Below are 13,104 nucleotides of genomic sequence, written 5' to 3' on the forward strand. Positions count from 1 at the left end.
GCCTCAGGCACCGAGCGTTCTTTCGTGTTACTTCAACGCGATTTCGAGTGCTTTGACGTTTTCACGCATCAAGTCGAAATAGCTTTGTTCCATCTGTTCTTTCGTGACAGACTCCAAGTTGTAAATCGTCACTGCTTCGGCGCCGATCTCGTTTTTCACGACTTCCGCGACTTTCGGCGTCACCGTGTCTTCGAAGGCGATATGCGTCAAGTCGTGGGCACGCGCTTCTTCGATGACGCGCTTCAACGCTTGTTGAGACGGCTCTTCAGACGGGGTCAATCCGGCGATCGGGAGTTGCTCGAAGCCATAACGCTCCGCAAGATAGCCGTAGGCCGCATGTGTGACGAGAAGTTGCTTCTTCGATCCGGCGTCGACGGCTGCTTGTAACTCGGCATCGAGCGTCTCTGCTTCTGCTTTGAAGGCGCTCAACCGGTCGGCGAACTCGTCCTTATAGTCTGGTGCCTGATCGGCGAATGAAGCCTCGACCGCTTCTGCCATCGAGACGGCGTTCATCGGGTCGAGCCAGACGTGTGGGTCGTATTGACCGTGGCTATGCCCGTGTGCATCTTCTGCTTCATGTCCATGCTCATCTTCCTCGTGGCCGTGCTCGTCCTCTTCATGGGCATGTTCATCTTCCTCGTGGCCGTGCTCATCCTCTTCATGAGCATGTTCGTCTTCGCCGTGAACGTGGACCGTCTTGTCAGCATCAAGTAACGAGACGTCTTCGGCTGTTTTGACGAACGTGACGTTCTCGTTCGCGAGGCTCTTCTCCATCGACTCGACGTAAGGCTCGAGGTCGTGTCCGACCGTCAAGAACAAGTCCGCTTCGGCGATTTGTGTCATTTGACGTGACGTCGGTTCGTACGTGTGTGGGTCTGCGCCAGGCGGGATGACCATCTCGACACGGACACGGTCGCCACCGATTTCTTCTGCGATCGACTTCAAGGCGAACGTCGACGCGTAAACGGTCAACTGATCGTTCGCCTCCTCCGCTGCGTTGCTGTCTCCATTATTGGCACATCCGCCTAAAAACAGTGTCCCGGCAGCGGCGACACTAAGTAACTTTTTATTCATGTGATTCTCCACCTGTCCTCTCTCTATTGAACCATTAAACCGTAACGGTTACGTTCTGTGATTGCGCCTTATATTATAGGTGGCAGATTCATGCACGTCAAGTCCGACTTCCGATGGATGATTTTTTCACAAAAAGGGAATATGATTAAAAAAAGAACGAGGAGTGGATGTATATGAGAAAGGAGACCGCCTGGTTCGTCGGCGGGGCCGCCCTCGCGGCGGCGACTGCGGCCGGTGCCACCGTGTGGAATCAGTACGGTTCCCTCGTGCGTTGGCAAGAACCCGAACTTCCAGTTCGGGCCTCGACCCGCAAGCGGCGAACACACACGTATAAAATCATCGATGACCGCCCGCTCCAATTTGACGTATATTATCCGACGGGGGATGGTCCGTTCCCTGTCGCCGTCTACGCACACGGAGGGGCGTTCGTTCGTGGCAACCGTGGGATGGTGACGTTGTTCCATCCGTTGCTCGATCATTTTTTAACGAAAGGCTTCGCTGTCGTCAGTATCGATTATCGTCTGTTTGAAGACGGGGTGTATTTTCCGGACAACATCGTCGACGTGTCGGACGCGCTCAATTATTTGAAGCAACACGATAGCCTGCTCAACCTCGATGTCGACAAATTGATTGTCTGGGGCGACTCGGCCGGGGCCGCATTGATGCTTGCGACGGCACTCGATCGGGAGAAGCAGTTTATCGGGAACCTCGGCGCCGACGTCCCGCCGGTCAAAGGCGTGATCGCGCTCTATCCGCCGACGAACTTCCTGTTGTTCAAGTTCATCCAGACGTGGATCGCCCACCTGAAGTTCTATGAAGGTAGCCGAGAAGAGTGGCGCGAGTTGATGGTGAAATGTTCCCCGGTGACACATCTTTACGATGACGCGCCACCGATTTTACTGTTGCACGGCAAAAAAGACCCAATCGTCCCGTTCGGACAAGCGCTTCATTTCGTCGAACATGCGAGCGAAGTCGGCGCGAACGTCCAGCTCATCTCATTCCCGAACGGTACCCACTCCTTAGCGAGCTTTCTCCAATCCGACAATCCGATCAAAGAAGAGAAACTGATGAACCGCATCGATCGCTTCATCGACGACGCGCTCACGTGACGTTGCACTTTTCTGAAAAGATGGTACGATGGGACATGGTTTTAGAGAACAAAAAGGAGTGACTGGCGTGACAGAGCTTTGTTTGGTCCGACATGGTCAGACCGATTGGAATTTTAATGAAATCATTCAAGGACGGGAAGATATCCCGCTCAACGCGCTCGGGCATCGGCAAGCCGAAGAGAGCGCAGCCTTTTTAAGTCAAGAAGCATGGGACGTCATCGTCGCGAGTCCATTAGTCCGCGCCGTCGACACGGCCCAATATATCGCCGAGGCGTGCGGCTTTGACCCGGCCGAAATCATCACGGACGCACGATTCATCGAACGTGAATTCGGAGCGGCTTCGGGGCAACCGGTACCGGGTATCTATGAAGCGGTACAAGCGGACGACCAGACGCGTGTGCCCGGTCTTGAATCAGAAGATGAGATGCGGACCCGTGTGCTTGAGGGGATGGAACATCTCGTCAAGACGTATGAAGGGAAACGTGTCATCGTCGTCTGTCATTCCCATGCCATCAAGGCGGCGCTGTCGGCCATCGACGAGACGTATACGTTCCGTCATGCGATGCGTAACGCTTGCTCGAACTATATCGAACACAAGGACGGACGCTTCATCGTCAAAGCGGTGAACGTGGCCGACCATATTTCCAACGAAATCGCTGTGAAGTGAGGAGAGGCATATGTCGACACTGCTCTGGATATTCATCATCGCATCATTCGTCGTCGCGTTCATTGGGCTGATTTATCCGGTCATCCCGAGCGTATTGTTCTTATTCATCGGATACTTGATTTACGGGTTCGGGTTCTCGTTCGAGCCGCTCACATGGACGTTTTGGCTATGGCAAATCGTCTTCCTCGTCTTCTTGTTCGCCGTCGATTATATCGTCACGCGAGCGACAGTCGATAAACGGGGCGGTTCCGAGCGGGCGAAATGGGGGGCGACGATCGGGCTGATTGCCGGCCCGTTCATCTTTCCGCTCGTCGGTGTACTTATCTTCCCGTTCATCTTCGCGTTCCTGGCCGAACTCACGCTTGGCAAGTCGACGCGGGAAGCTTGGAGCATCGGCGTCGGGACCGTCCTCGCCTTTTTAGGCAGTACGCTTTTGAAAGTCGTCGGGATGACGATGATGGTCATCTTGTTTTTCATCTACATTTGAAGACGAAGAGATTTTCTTCGTCTTATTGGGTTGAGGATGTAAATAAAACGGGGAAAGAAAAGCAGGACCGTCCGATTATTCGAACGACCCTGTCTTGACGAGCTGATTGAAGGCGGAGCGGCTGAATGTTTGCTGATGCTCGACTTGTTTCTCGAAGAAAGAAGGCTTCAAGTCGCTGCCCGTCACCCCGTCGGCGATGAGCGAATCGAGCACTTGCTTCGTCGGGTCTTGTTTCGGTAGTAACATCAAGCCTTCCGCGACGAACGTATGGTGGTTCGAGAGCGAGCGTTCACTTGTGAACGTCAACGCGATGGCCGCCGGGCGGTTCGCGGGGGATGTGATGACTGCCTCGGCGAGGAGCAACATCCGCTTGTTTAAATAGTGATGGAGCGTCACGGCGAACTCGGTCGGGACGAGCATCTCGAGCAACCATTCGTTATCGTGTTCTTTCGAGATAATCAGTCCGTCGACGAGCTCAATCGGGAGGTTCAACTCGTTGCCGTATTCGTCTTGGACGAGGCGGACTTGGACGAGGCGAAACGTTTTCATCGAATCAATCCCTTCCACGGTTTCTTTAGAACATCTTAACATAGTCCGCCTGTGAAGATGTGTTACGATAACGTGGGAGTAACAAGGTTCGTGAGTAAAGGAGGAGGCATCAGAATGAGTTGGGTTGTAGGGGTTATCGGATATTTCGCGATACTGGCCATCGTCTATTATGGTGTCCTTTTCTTCAAAGTAAAACAACAACGTAGTCGGGCCGGCTATCGCATCTTCCTCTTGCTATCAGGGCTGTTCCTGTTGAGCGGAAGTGACTATATTATCGCTTTGTTCCAAGGGGATACGGAGGCGACGTTTTGGCAACGGACCGTCTATTTCATCTTGATTTTGATTTCTCTTTCTGTGGCGCTTTACTTTCGGAGAAAAGAAGATCAACACCATGCGCGCGAGATGACGACCGCGTGAAAAGAAGGCTGTGGGCGTGCCCACAGCCTTCTTTTATTTCGGGATCCGCGTCTGGCGAATCATCTCGAGTTTCAAGTCCCATAACGGTTTGCTGAACGTCACCGAATATACTTCCGGCAGACGGAGTCGCTTGTACTCTTCCCATAAGCCGTTCATCTGCTCACGGTGATAGTCACGAATCTCTTTCGCGCTCGGGAGCGTATAGACGCGCTCGCCGTCTAAGAAGATCGGTTCGAGCAAGCGCTTGACGCTGAAGTTGCGTGTCTTGATTTTGAACGCCGGGTCGCGCACGTCGATGAGGTCGATCTCGGAATACGTCTCGACCGGCTCATCCGACAAGGCGATATAGTCACCTTTGAATTTCTTCGTTTCGTTGTCGATGATGCGATACAGTTCTTTCTTGTGTGGGGTCGTCGTCTTCACTTTCGAAGAGGACACTTTGATGACCGGCTTCAACGTGCCGTCTTTGTCTTCGCGGGCGACGAGTTTATACACCATGCCGAGGGCCGGTTGCTCGTAGGCGGTGATGCCACGCGTCCCGACGAGAAACGTGTCGGCCTCGGCCCCTTGCATCCGTAAGTCTTGGATGACGTATTCGTCCAGGTCGCCGGAGACGACGATTTTGACGTAGTCAAGACCCGCTTCGTTGAGTGCCTTCCGGGCCCGTTTCGACAAGTAGGCCAAGTCACCGGAGTCGAGGCGGACCGATTTCAAGCGGTATCCGTTTGCCTCGAGTTCTTTCGCGACGGTAATCGCGTTCGGGAGTCCCGACTTGAGCGTGTCGTACGTGTCAATCAACAGGCTCGTGTTGTCCGGGTACATCGAGGCGAACGAGCGGAACGCCGTCAATTCATCGTCGTGGAATTGGATATCGGCATGTTCCATCGTCCCGCCGGTCGGTACATCGAAATCACGGCCGGCCGAAACGAGACTCGTCACGTCAAACCCGGCGATATATGCGGCCCGTGTGCCATAATACGCGGCGTCGACTCCTTGGGCACGGCGAGCGCCGCCTTCGAGCAACGTCTCGTTCGGTGCCGCTTGGCGAATCCGGGCGTATTTCGTCGCGATGAGCGATTCATGGTTGGCGATGTTCAAGAACGCCGTCTGGAACAGTTTCGCCTCAAAGATGGTCGACTCGATTCGGACGACTTGTTCGTGCGGGAAGATAATCTCCCCTTCACGGACGCTGTAGAGTGAGCCCGTGAATTTGAAGTTACGCAGTACGTCCGCGAACTCGTCCTCGAAGTCGAGCTGCTCTTTCAAATAAGTGATGTCTTCCTCGGTGAACGAGACGTTCTCCAAGTAGTGGACGATGTTTTGTAACCCGGCAAAGACGACGTAGCCGCCGCTGAACGGGTTCGAGCGATAGTATAAATCGAAGACGACTTTTTCATTGTGACGTCCTTGTTTCCAGTAGATGTACATCCAACGTGGGAGGTACAGGTCCGTGTGAAGCGCTAAATTCCGATGTAACATAGTGAATTCCTTTCTGATTTCGTGTCACTTCCCGGTAACGGTCGCTCCGAGTGTCGTGACAAAATGTTCGAGCGCCCATTCATGGCCGATCGGGTTGAAGCTTTGGACGGCGTCCGCGTGGATGACCATCTTGTAGCCGAGGTTGTAGGCGTCTACCGCTGTATGCAAGACGCAAATGTCGGTACACACACCGACGAGATGGATTTCGGTGATGCCTCGTTCCCGTAGACGAAGGTCGAGGTCGGTCCCGGCGAAGGCGCTGTATCGCGTCTTATCGATCCAATGGTCGGCCTGTTCAGCTGCTTTTTTGACGGTGCCGTATAGGTCACGCCCTTCCGTCCCGCGGATATTGTGGGGCGGGAAGAGTGTCGTTTCCGGGTGATACGTGTCACCGGCGTCGTGCACATCGTTCGCGATGACGACGTAATCTTCGGGCGAAAACGCCTCGATCAACTGAACGATTCGTTCTTCTATGTCTTGCCCGGGTTTTCCACAAGTCAAACGACCCGTGTCTGCGATAAAATCGAACGTGTAGTCAATGACGATCAATGCGCGCATAGGAGGTCTCCTCTCGAGTGCAAAATAGTTGGCTATCCTTCTTATTCTAAATCATTTTGCATGATGCGAAAAAGATTATTTTTCGCCTGTGTCGGGTAGTAGGTGTAAGTAGAACTGTAAGCGAAAGGGGAATGGACCGATGCTGTTGTCATCTACCGAACTATCGGAACAATTGTCGCGCTTGAACGGGTGGGAAGTCGTCGAAGGGGAGCTCCAGAAGACGTATCGTCTCGACACGTTCCCGGAGGCGATTCAATTCGTGCATCTCGTCGCCGACTTGGCCGAGTCGCTCGATCATCATCCGAACATCTTAATCGAGTATCGTAACGTCACGCTCACCGTGTCAACGCACGACGAAGGGGGCATCACGGAGAAAGACATCATGCTCGCGAAAGGGTGTGAGGAACTTGTCTAACCTGTATATGACGTTCGCCTCTGGTAGCGTCGCCGACCGGTTCCGGGAAAACCCGGACGTGCTCGTCGCGAGCGGCAATGAGACGATTTTACTCGCGGAAGGGGACAAGTCCCCGTTCCAAAGCGGAAAGGCGTTCCGCATCGAAGAAGCGGAAGGACAATTCGCGTCGAAAGGGAATATTGTCTATGCGAACGTCCCCGTCGACTCGAATGCACGCTCGCTCTTGTTTCATCGCCTGTTAACTGAAAAATCACGTCTTGGGGCCGGGCACGATGGCTTCACGGCGTATCGTCTCGGCGTCGACCCGGACGACAATCACGGCATCGTGCTCATCCAATTCGCCGAGGCCGGCAACAAGTTCCGTGACTCGACAGACTATGTCCTATTTCAAGAATGGCTGAAAGATGCCGTCGAACAAAAAGGTGCAGGTCCGATTATAAAACACTATGTCGTCACGGAAGCGGATAACCTATAATAAAAGATAACGTCACGTTAGGGGAGGATTTTTAATGAACAAGAACTACTTTTGGATGGGTATGGCCGCTGGAGCCATCATCGGAGCAGGTGCGTCACTTCTCCATCGCGAGACACGCGAGCAACAAGTTCGTCAGTTGAAAGGCTTAAAATCACGCGTGAAGTCAGCGGACACATCGACACAAGCGCATTCGGTCGGCTTGCAAGCGTCACCGAAAGGTAGCTTGAAAGACCGTGTCATGGATTTGAAGGCGCTCTATGAAGAGAACCAAGACACGATCCAAAACCTCGTGGAAGACGTCAAAGATTTGATGGACGCGCTTCAAGAGGCACGTCACAAAAACCAACTCTAATACGTATGGCCAAGCGGACTCCGCTTGGCCATTTGTTATTCTTGCTTATATTCTTTCTCGGTTCCGTCCGTGAACGTGACGTCCGCCTCGATTTTTTCAGCATCGTCCGCGATGTTAAACGCTGCCTTGATTTGATTCAACACTTCCTCGTCCGGTGTGTCTTGGTCGAAGTTCAATTGACCGAAGACCGGATCGAGTTCTTGCATCGCTTCGTCCCCGCGCAAGTTCTGGTCATCCTCTTTCCGTTCATACGAAGCCTCGGTCGAGTTGTTCTCAACCTCATAATCGACTTTGATGGCGTCATCAACGTCCGTATAGTCGACTTCAAGTTCGAACTTGTCGAACGTATACATGGAGTTGTTCTCCGTATTCGCCTCGTCTTCGACCGGTGCGTCACTCGGTTGGTTCGTGACTTCGTCAGACGAGCCGCATCCTGTAATCAAAAAGAGTGATGCCGTGATCGGTAGTGTCCATTTCAAACGTTTCATCAACAAATTCTTCCTCTATGTTTCGCATAATTTTTCCATTCCCCTAACGTGAAAAAACTATTCGTCATTCGACCGATTCCACATCGCTTTGTACACTTTGTATAAAAATACAATTGACAGTATAAATATACGTATGGTTTAATCGGATTATTCTTTTGAGGAGGTACGACAGATGATCACGTGTGGAATCGTCGGTGTGACGGGATACGCCGGCATGGAACTATTGAAATTGATTTCGGCGCATCCGCGCTTACAAGTGACGTGCGTGATGAGTGACTCGAGTGCGGGGCTGCGCCTCTCTGACTTGTATCCGTGGATGGAGACGGGCGCGTTGACGCTCGAACCGTTCAAACCGGAGAAGTTGAACCAGCTTGACGTCTTGTTCCTCGCGACGCCGAGCGGGGTGTCGGCTCGATACATTGAACAGCTGGACGCGTTCGAAGGCGTCGTCGTCGACTTGAGCGGTGACTTGCGCCTTACGGGTGAGGTGTACGCGACGTGGTACGGCAAAGCGCCTGTCCATGCCGACACACAGGCGAAGGCCGTTTACGGGTTAACGGAATGGAACCGTGAATCCGTGCGGACGGCGAGCTGGATCTCAAACCCTGGCTGTTACGCGACGGCCGTGTCGCTCGGTCTCCTGCCGTTTCTGACAGACGGATTGATTGAGCCGGACGAGGTGATCGTCTCGGCCTGCTCGGGCATCACCGGTGCCGGCAAAGCCTTGAGCACGAAGACGCATCACGCTCGCTCGAATGAGAACGTACAGCTATACAAGATTCACACGCATCAACACATCCCAGAGATTGAACAGACGATTCACCAAATGACAGGCGTTGAGGCGACCGTCTCGCTTTCCACGCACCTCTTACCGATCAACCGCGGCATCATGGCGACGATGCATGTCGTCCCGACGATTGATCAGACGGAAACGGAATGGATTGATCTATTGAGTCGTGCGTACAGACAAGAGCCGTTCATTCGCGTGCAGCAAGGGGAGCCTGAGATTCGGACGGCCGTCGGGTCGAACTATTGTGATCTCTGGGTGTATAAAGACGACCGGACCGGACGGCTCACCATCGTCTCGGTCATTGACAATATGCAAAAAGGGGCAGCTGGACAGGCGATTCAAAACGTCAACGTCCGGTTCGGATTCAATGAAGCGCTCGGGCTAAGCGCCCAACCACAATACATATAGGAGGGATCGAATGACCGATTTAACGATGAGTCCACCGGTGAGTCTCGTCTCACCGAAAGGGTTTCACGCGACAGGCGTACATGCCGGATTGAAACGAAAACGCAAAGACTTGGCGCTGCTCGTCTGTGAACAACTAGCGAGCGCGGCGGCCGTCTACACGACCAATCAATTTCAAGCGGCACCAATTCAAGTGACGAAACAGACGCTACAAGCATCAAGCGGAAAGATTCGCGCCGTCCTCGTCAACAGCGGGAATGCGAACGCCTGCACCGGCGACCAAGGATTGACGGACGCCTATGCGATGCGAGCGAAAGCAGCCGCGCATTTAGGGATTGAAGCTGATGAAGTCGCGATCGCTTCGACTGGGGTCATCGGGCAACTGTTACCGATGGACACGCTTTTAGCCGGAATCGAATTGTTGACGCCTGAGTCGGATGCGGCACAGGCCGAGGCGTTCGCTGAAGCAATTTTGACGACAGACACCGGAGTGAAGACGACCGGGGTCCGTTACGCAGACGGAGAGACGTTCGTGACGGTCGCCGGGGTCGCCAAAGGCTCCGGTATGATTCATCCGAACATGGCGACGATGCTCGGGTTCGTGACAACCGATGCCGTCATCGCGCCAGAATTGTTACACATCGCACTGAAACAAAGCGTTGACGCCTCGTTCAATAACATTACCGTCGACGGGGACAGTTCGACGAATGACATGGTGCTCGTCATGGCGAGCGGCGCTTCCGACACAGAAGAAATCAAGGTAGGAACGGAAGCGTATCATCAATTCACAACAGCGTTGACGGACGTTTGCACGAACCTCGCCAAACAAATCGCACGTGACGGGGAAGGTGCGACGACGCTAATTGAAGTGAACGTCGTCGGGGCGAAGACGGACGAGACGGCTCGCATCATCGCGAAACAGGTCGTCGGATCCTCGCTTGTGAAGACAGCGGTCTATGGTAAAGATGCGAACTGGGGACGTATCATCGCAGCTGTCGGGGCGACGAAAGAACCGATTGACGTCGGTCGGGTCGACATCCAGATCGGCTCTCAACTCGTCTTATCGAAAAGTGTGCCGGTCTGGTTCGACGAGACACTCGCCTCAACGGAGATGGGGCAAGACATCGTCGCCATCCGAATCGACTTAAACGACGGAACGGGGACAGGTAGTGCCTATGGCTGCGACCTTACGTACGATTACGTCAAAATCAATGCGAGTTACCGGACATGAGCGTGCGGAAAGTCGTCAAGCTCGGCGGGAGCGTCTGGGACACGCTACACCCGGATTATATGACGGAGTGGAAGAACTGGGTCGAAGCCGGAAATGAATTGATCTTATTGCACGGTGGGGGACCGAGATTGTCGGCTTACTGTGAGAGCCAACAAATCAAGCCCGTCTTTCAAAACGGACGTCGCGTGACAACGGAGGACGTGTTGACCGGGGCGACACGTGTCCTCGCGGGGGAGATGCAAACGGAAATCGTGACGGCGCTCGGTCGGTCTGATATGAATGCGGTCGGATTATCGGGTGTCGACGGACGGATGCTCACTGGGCGTCAAATCAAAGAACTCGGGGCCGTCGGTGAAGTCGAGACCGTTGATGTGTCGTTGATTGAGCTACTCGTTCAAAACCACTACGTGCCGGTCGTGACGTCGATTCTGTTCGGAACAGACGGCGCCCTGAACTGTAACGGGGATGATTGTGCTGTCGCCGTCGCTTGTGCGCTTCAAGCCGATCACTTCGAGATGATCACCGACGTGCCCGGCATTCGTGTTAACGGTACGTTCCATGAGACGTTGACCGTAAACGAGATGCAACAAGCCATTGAATCGGGAGACATTTATGGGGGCATGATTCCAAAAACAGAGGCACTTCGCTCTGCGCTAAGCGGTGGTGTCGCGCTCGCCATCATTCGAGACGGGAACAACCCGACAGCAACCGGGACACAACTAAAGGAGGGACATGATGAGCGCACTACTTCCCACATATGGGCAACGAGCCATTGAGATTAAACAGGCAGACGGATCGTACGTGACGGACACGACGGGCAAACGGTACCTCGATTTCGTCATGGGCATCGCCGTCTGTAACACCGGACATCGCCATCCTGCCGTCCTTGAAAAGATCGAGGCACAACTTGGCAACGTTTGGCATACGTCCAATCTATATGCGATTAGCGGGCAGGAACGTGTGGCGGAGAAACTCGTCGCCGGTACACATTTGACGCGCGCCTTCTTCTGTAACAGCGGGACAGAGGCGAACGAGGCGGCGTTCAAGCTGATTCGGAAATGGACGGGCAAGAAGAAAATCGTCTCGTTCACGAAATCGTTTCACGGCCGGACGTTCGCGATGCTCGGGGCGACCGGGCAAGACAAAGTGAAGGCCGGTTTCGGGCCGATGGTGCCGGACTTCGTCCATGCACCGTTCAACGACAGCGCGGCACTCGACTTCATCGATGACGAGACGGCGGCCGTCTGGCTCGAAGTCGTCCAAGGGGAAGGTGGCGTCGTCGTCGGTGACGTCGCATGGTTCGCGGCATTGCAAGCGAAAGCAAATGAACATGGGGTCAAAGTGGTGATCGATGAGGTGCAGACCGGGATCGCCCGAACCGGCACCCGATACGCGTTCGAACAGACTCCGCTCAAGCCGGACGTCGTGACGCTCGCGAAAGGGCTCGGGAGCGGTTTCCCTGTCGGTGCGCTCGTAACGGCACCTGGGGCAGAAGCCGTATTTGAAGCCGGTAGCCACGGGTCGACGTTTGGCGGCAACCCGCTCGCCATGGCCGCGGCCGAGGCGACGCTCGATGTGTTATTCGAGGATGCGGCGCTGGCTCACGTCCAAGCGATGGGCGCATACTTCAAGTCGGGCCTTGAGCGTTTCGTCGATGGGGACACGTTCATTGACGTGTGCGGACTCGGGCTCATGCTCGGTCTCGTCGCAACAAAACCAGTGGCCGATTTGATCAATCGACTACGGGATGCAGGGCTCCTTGTCGTCGCGGCCGGACCGGATGTGATTCGGTTCTTGCCGTCACTTCTCGTCAGTCAACAAGAAATCGATGAGGCGCTCGCCATCATCGAACAGGTCGTCACAAAGGAGCTGGTGCAATGAACGGGACATTGACGTTACAAAACGGGATGACGTTTCACGGGACATGGGAGACGAGCGCCCGGCTCGGTAAAGGGGAAGTCGTCTTTTTCACCGGGATGACCGGGTATCAAGAAGTGTTGACGGACCCGTCGTACGCCGGACAAGTCATCGTCTTCACGTATCCGCTCGTCGGACAATATGGTCTCGAGGCCGATGCGTCTGAAAGTGCGGATATCCAAGTGGCTGGCGTCATCGTCCAGACGCTCGCAGGAAACGGACGGTCAAACGAATTAAAAGACTGGTTGGAACAAGCGGGAATTCCCGTCTTGTCTGGAATTGATACGCGCACGCTCGTCCATACGCTCCGCGAGGAAGGGGATCAGTGGGGGCTCCTGGCGACGAATTCGGGCGGGCACGTCGAAGGCGACTTCTTACAAATCACGGAGACGGTCACGACCGCGAAGCCGGTCCGACTCGGAACGAATCAAAAAGGACACATCGTCTGTCTCGACTTCGGGGTGAAGTCGTCGATGGTCGAGGCGATGCTCGCACGCGGCTATGGCGTCACGACCGTACCATACGTTACGCCGGCGGAAGCGATTCATCGTTTGAAACCGGACGGGGTGCTCGTCTCGAACGGACCGGGCGACCCGCGTGATTTGATGGACCGGATTGAGACGATCCGCGAGGTGGCGCTTCGCTATCCGACGCTTGGGATTTGTATGGGACATCAACTCATCGCATTCTC

17 protein-coding genes are annotated in these 13,104 nt (G+C 54.4%); 12 read left to right on the forward strand and 5 right to left on the reverse strand.

What is annotated here, in order from left to right; translation table 11 throughout:
• Positions 1-27 precede the first annotated feature (27 nt).
• Positions 28-1,074 carry a metal ABC transporter solute-binding protein, Zn/Mn family gene (locus DI14_RS12515; RefSeq protein WP_034809053.1) on the reverse strand — a complete coding sequence of 349 codons (1,047 nt, stop codon included), beginning with the start codon at positions 1,072-1,074 and terminating at the stop codon, positions 28-30.
• Positions 1,075-1,247: 173 nt separating this feature from the next.
• On the opposite strand from DI14_RS12515, the gene DI14_RS12520 reads away from it, so the two are divergent.
• From DI14_RS12520 to DI14_RS12530, 3 genes are all read left to right on the forward strand, one after another.
• A complete protein-coding gene (locus DI14_RS12520) occupies positions 1,248-2,183 on the forward strand; it encodes an alpha/beta hydrolase (protein ID WP_034809054.1) in 936 nt (311 codons plus the stop codon).
• 67 nt (positions 2,184-2,250) lie between these two features.
• Complete coding sequence (locus DI14_RS12525) at positions 2,251-2,850, forward strand: histidine phosphatase family protein (protein ID WP_034809056.1); 600 nt, start codon at positions 2,251-2,253, stop codon at positions 2,848-2,850.
• A 10-nt stretch (positions 2,851-2,860) separates the two neighbouring features.
• Positions 2,861-3,337 (forward strand): DUF456 domain-containing protein, encoded by a 477-nt coding sequence (locus DI14_RS12530; RefSeq protein ID WP_034809057.1) that lies wholly within the window; start codon positions 2,861-2,863, stop codon positions 3,335-3,337.
• Positions 3,338-3,412: 75 nt separating this feature from the next.
• Here the strand turns inward: DI14_RS12530 and DI14_RS12535 are convergent, their stop codons facing one another.
• Complete coding sequence (locus DI14_RS12535; RefSeq protein WP_034809058.1) at positions 3,413-3,886, reverse strand: YwpF family protein; 474 nt, start codon at positions 3,884-3,886, stop codon at positions 3,413-3,415.
• Positions 3,887-4,000: 114 nt separating this feature from the next.
• Here DI14_RS12535 and DI14_RS12540 point away from each other — a divergent pair, with 114 nt between their 5' ends.
• On the forward strand, positions 4,001-4,303 hold the full coding sequence (locus DI14_RS12540) for a hypothetical protein (protein WP_034809061.1): 303 nt from the start codon (positions 4,001-4,003) through the stop codon (positions 4,301-4,303).
• Positions 4,304-4,336: 33 nt separating this feature from the next.
• Here DI14_RS12540 and DI14_RS12545 read toward each other — a convergent pair whose 3' ends face one another.
• Both DI14_RS12545 and DI14_RS12550 read right to left on the reverse strand, forming a co-directional pair.
• Positions 4,337-5,782, reverse strand: a complete 1,446-nt coding sequence (locus DI14_RS12545; protein WP_034809062.1) for a nicotinate phosphoribosyltransferase — start codon at positions 5,780-5,782, stop codon at positions 4,337-4,339.
• Positions 5,783-5,806: 24 nt separating this feature from the next.
• On the reverse strand, positions 5,807-6,340 hold the full coding sequence (locus tag DI14_RS12550; RefSeq protein ID WP_034809064.1) for a cysteine hydrolase family protein: 534 nt from the start codon (positions 6,338-6,340) through the stop codon (positions 5,807-5,809).
• A 139-nt stretch (positions 6,341-6,479) separates the two neighbouring features.
• On the opposite strand from DI14_RS12550, the gene DI14_RS12555 reads away from it, so the two are divergent.
• Genes DI14_RS12555 through DI14_RS12565 form a run of 3 tightly spaced genes read left to right on the forward strand, consistent with a single transcriptional unit; the run spans position 6,480 to position 7,582 of the window.
• A complete protein-coding gene (locus tag DI14_RS12555; RefSeq protein WP_034809067.1) occupies positions 6,480-6,755 on the forward strand; it encodes a 4a-hydroxytetrahydrobiopterin dehydratase in 276 nt (91 codons plus the stop codon).
• Entirely contained in the window at positions 6,748-7,230 is a 483-nt protein-coding gene (locus DI14_RS12560; protein WP_235193469.1) for a hypothetical protein, read from the forward strand. Before DI14_RS12555 ends, DI14_RS12560 begins: the two co-directional genes overlap by 8 nt.
• A 34-nt stretch (positions 7,231-7,264) precedes the next feature.
• Positions 7,265-7,582, forward strand: coding sequence for a hypothetical protein (locus tag DI14_RS12565; protein WP_034809073.1), 318 nt, complete (start codon positions 7,265-7,267; stop codon positions 7,580-7,582).
• A 35-nt stretch (positions 7,583-7,617) separates the two neighbouring features.
• Here DI14_RS12565 and DI14_RS12570 read toward each other — a convergent pair whose 3' ends face one another.
• Complete coding sequence (locus DI14_RS12570; protein WP_051622722.1) at positions 7,618-8,070, reverse strand: YusW family protein; 453 nt, start codon at positions 8,068-8,070, stop codon at positions 7,618-7,620.
• A gap of 172 nt (positions 8,071-8,242) precedes the next feature.
• Between DI14_RS12570 and argC the strand changes: the two genes are divergently transcribed.
• From argC to DI14_RS12595, 5 genes are all read left to right on the forward strand, one after another.
• Complete coding sequence (argC, locus tag DI14_RS12575) at positions 8,243-9,268, forward strand: N-acetyl-gamma-glutamyl-phosphate reductase (protein ID WP_034809076.1); 1,026 nt, start codon at positions 8,243-8,245, stop codon at positions 9,266-9,268.
• 10 nt (positions 9,269-9,278) lie between these two features.
• Entirely contained in the window at positions 9,279-10,496 is a 1,218-nt protein-coding gene (gene argJ / locus DI14_RS12580) for a bifunctional glutamate N-acetyltransferase/amino-acid acetyltransferase ArgJ (protein WP_034809078.1), read from the forward strand.
• Positions 10,493-11,272 (forward strand): acetylglutamate kinase, encoded by a 780-nt coding sequence (gene argB, locus DI14_RS12585; RefSeq protein WP_034809081.1) that lies wholly within the window; start codon positions 10,493-10,495, stop codon positions 11,270-11,272. The genes argJ and argB overlap by 4 nt, the downstream gene beginning before the upstream one ends.
• Positions 11,232-12,377: an acetylornithine transaminase gene (locus tag DI14_RS12590; protein WP_034809084.1), complete on the forward strand. Its 1,146-nt coding sequence runs from the start codon at positions 11,232-11,234 to the stop codon at positions 12,375-12,377. Before argB ends, DI14_RS12590 begins: the two co-directional genes overlap by 41 nt.
• The coding region (locus DI14_RS12595) for a carbamoyl phosphate synthase small subunit (RefSeq protein ID WP_034809086.1) at positions 12,374-13,104 on the forward strand (731 nt) is incomplete at its 3' end. The genes DI14_RS12590 and DI14_RS12595, both read left to right, overlap by 4 nt.

The organism is Exiguobacterium sp. AB2 (assembly GCF_000696055.1).
In the GTDB taxonomy this organism is placed as follows: domain Bacteria; phylum Bacillota; class Bacilli; order Exiguobacteriales; family Exiguobacteriaceae; genus Exiguobacterium; species Exiguobacterium alkaliphilum.

Bases quoted from the DNA above. Each gene is read 5' to 3' on its own strand.
- argB (WP_034809081.1), top strand. From the start codon at position 10,493: ATGAGCGTGCGGAAAGTCGTCAAGCTCGGCGGGAGCGTCTGGGACACG.
- DI14_RS12570 (WP_051622722.1), bottom strand. From the start codon at position 8,070: ATGAAACGTTTGAAATGGACACTACCGATCACGGCATCACTCTTTTTG.
- argC (WP_034809076.1), top strand. From the start codon at position 8,243: ATGATCACGTGTGGAATCGTCGGTGTGACGGGATACGCCGGCATGGAA.
- DI14_RS12545 (WP_034809062.1), bottom strand. From the start codon at position 5,782: ATGTTACATCGGAATTTAGCGCTTCACACGGACCTGTACCTCCCACGT.
- DI14_RS12565 (WP_034809073.1), top strand. From the start codon at position 7,265: ATGAACAAGAACTACTTTTGGATGGGTATGGCCGCTGGAGCCATCATC.
- DI14_RS12535 (WP_034809058.1), bottom strand. From the start codon at position 3,886: ATGAAAACGTTTCGCCTCGTCCAAGTCCGCCTCGTCCAAGACGAATAC.
- argJ (WP_034809078.1), top strand. From the start codon at position 9,279: ATGACCGATTTAACGATGAGTCCACCGGTGAGTCTCGTCTCACCGAAA.
- DI14_RS12530 (WP_034809057.1), top strand. From the start codon at position 2,861: ATGTCGACACTGCTCTGGATATTCATCATCGCATCATTCGTCGTCGCG.
- DI14_RS12520 (WP_034809054.1), top strand. From the start codon at position 1,248: ATGAGAAAGGAGACCGCCTGGTTCGTCGGCGGGGCCGCCCTCGCGGCG.
- DI14_RS12550 (WP_034809064.1), bottom strand. From the start codon at position 6,340: ATGCGCGCATTGATCGTCATTGACTACACGTTCGATTTTATCGCAGAC.
- DI14_RS12590 (WP_034809084.1), top strand. From the start codon at position 11,232: ATGAGCGCACTACTTCCCACATATGGGCAACGAGCCATTGAGATTAAA.
- DI14_RS12540 (WP_034809061.1), top strand. From the start codon at position 4,001: ATGAGTTGGGTTGTAGGGGTTATCGGATATTTCGCGATACTGGCCATC.
- DI14_RS12515 (WP_034809053.1), bottom strand. From the start codon at position 1,074: ATGAATAAAAAGTTACTTAGTGTCGCCGCTGCCGGGACACTGTTTTTA.
- DI14_RS12555 (WP_034809067.1), top strand. From the start codon at position 6,480: ATGCTGTTGTCATCTACCGAACTATCGGAACAATTGTCGCGCTTGAAC.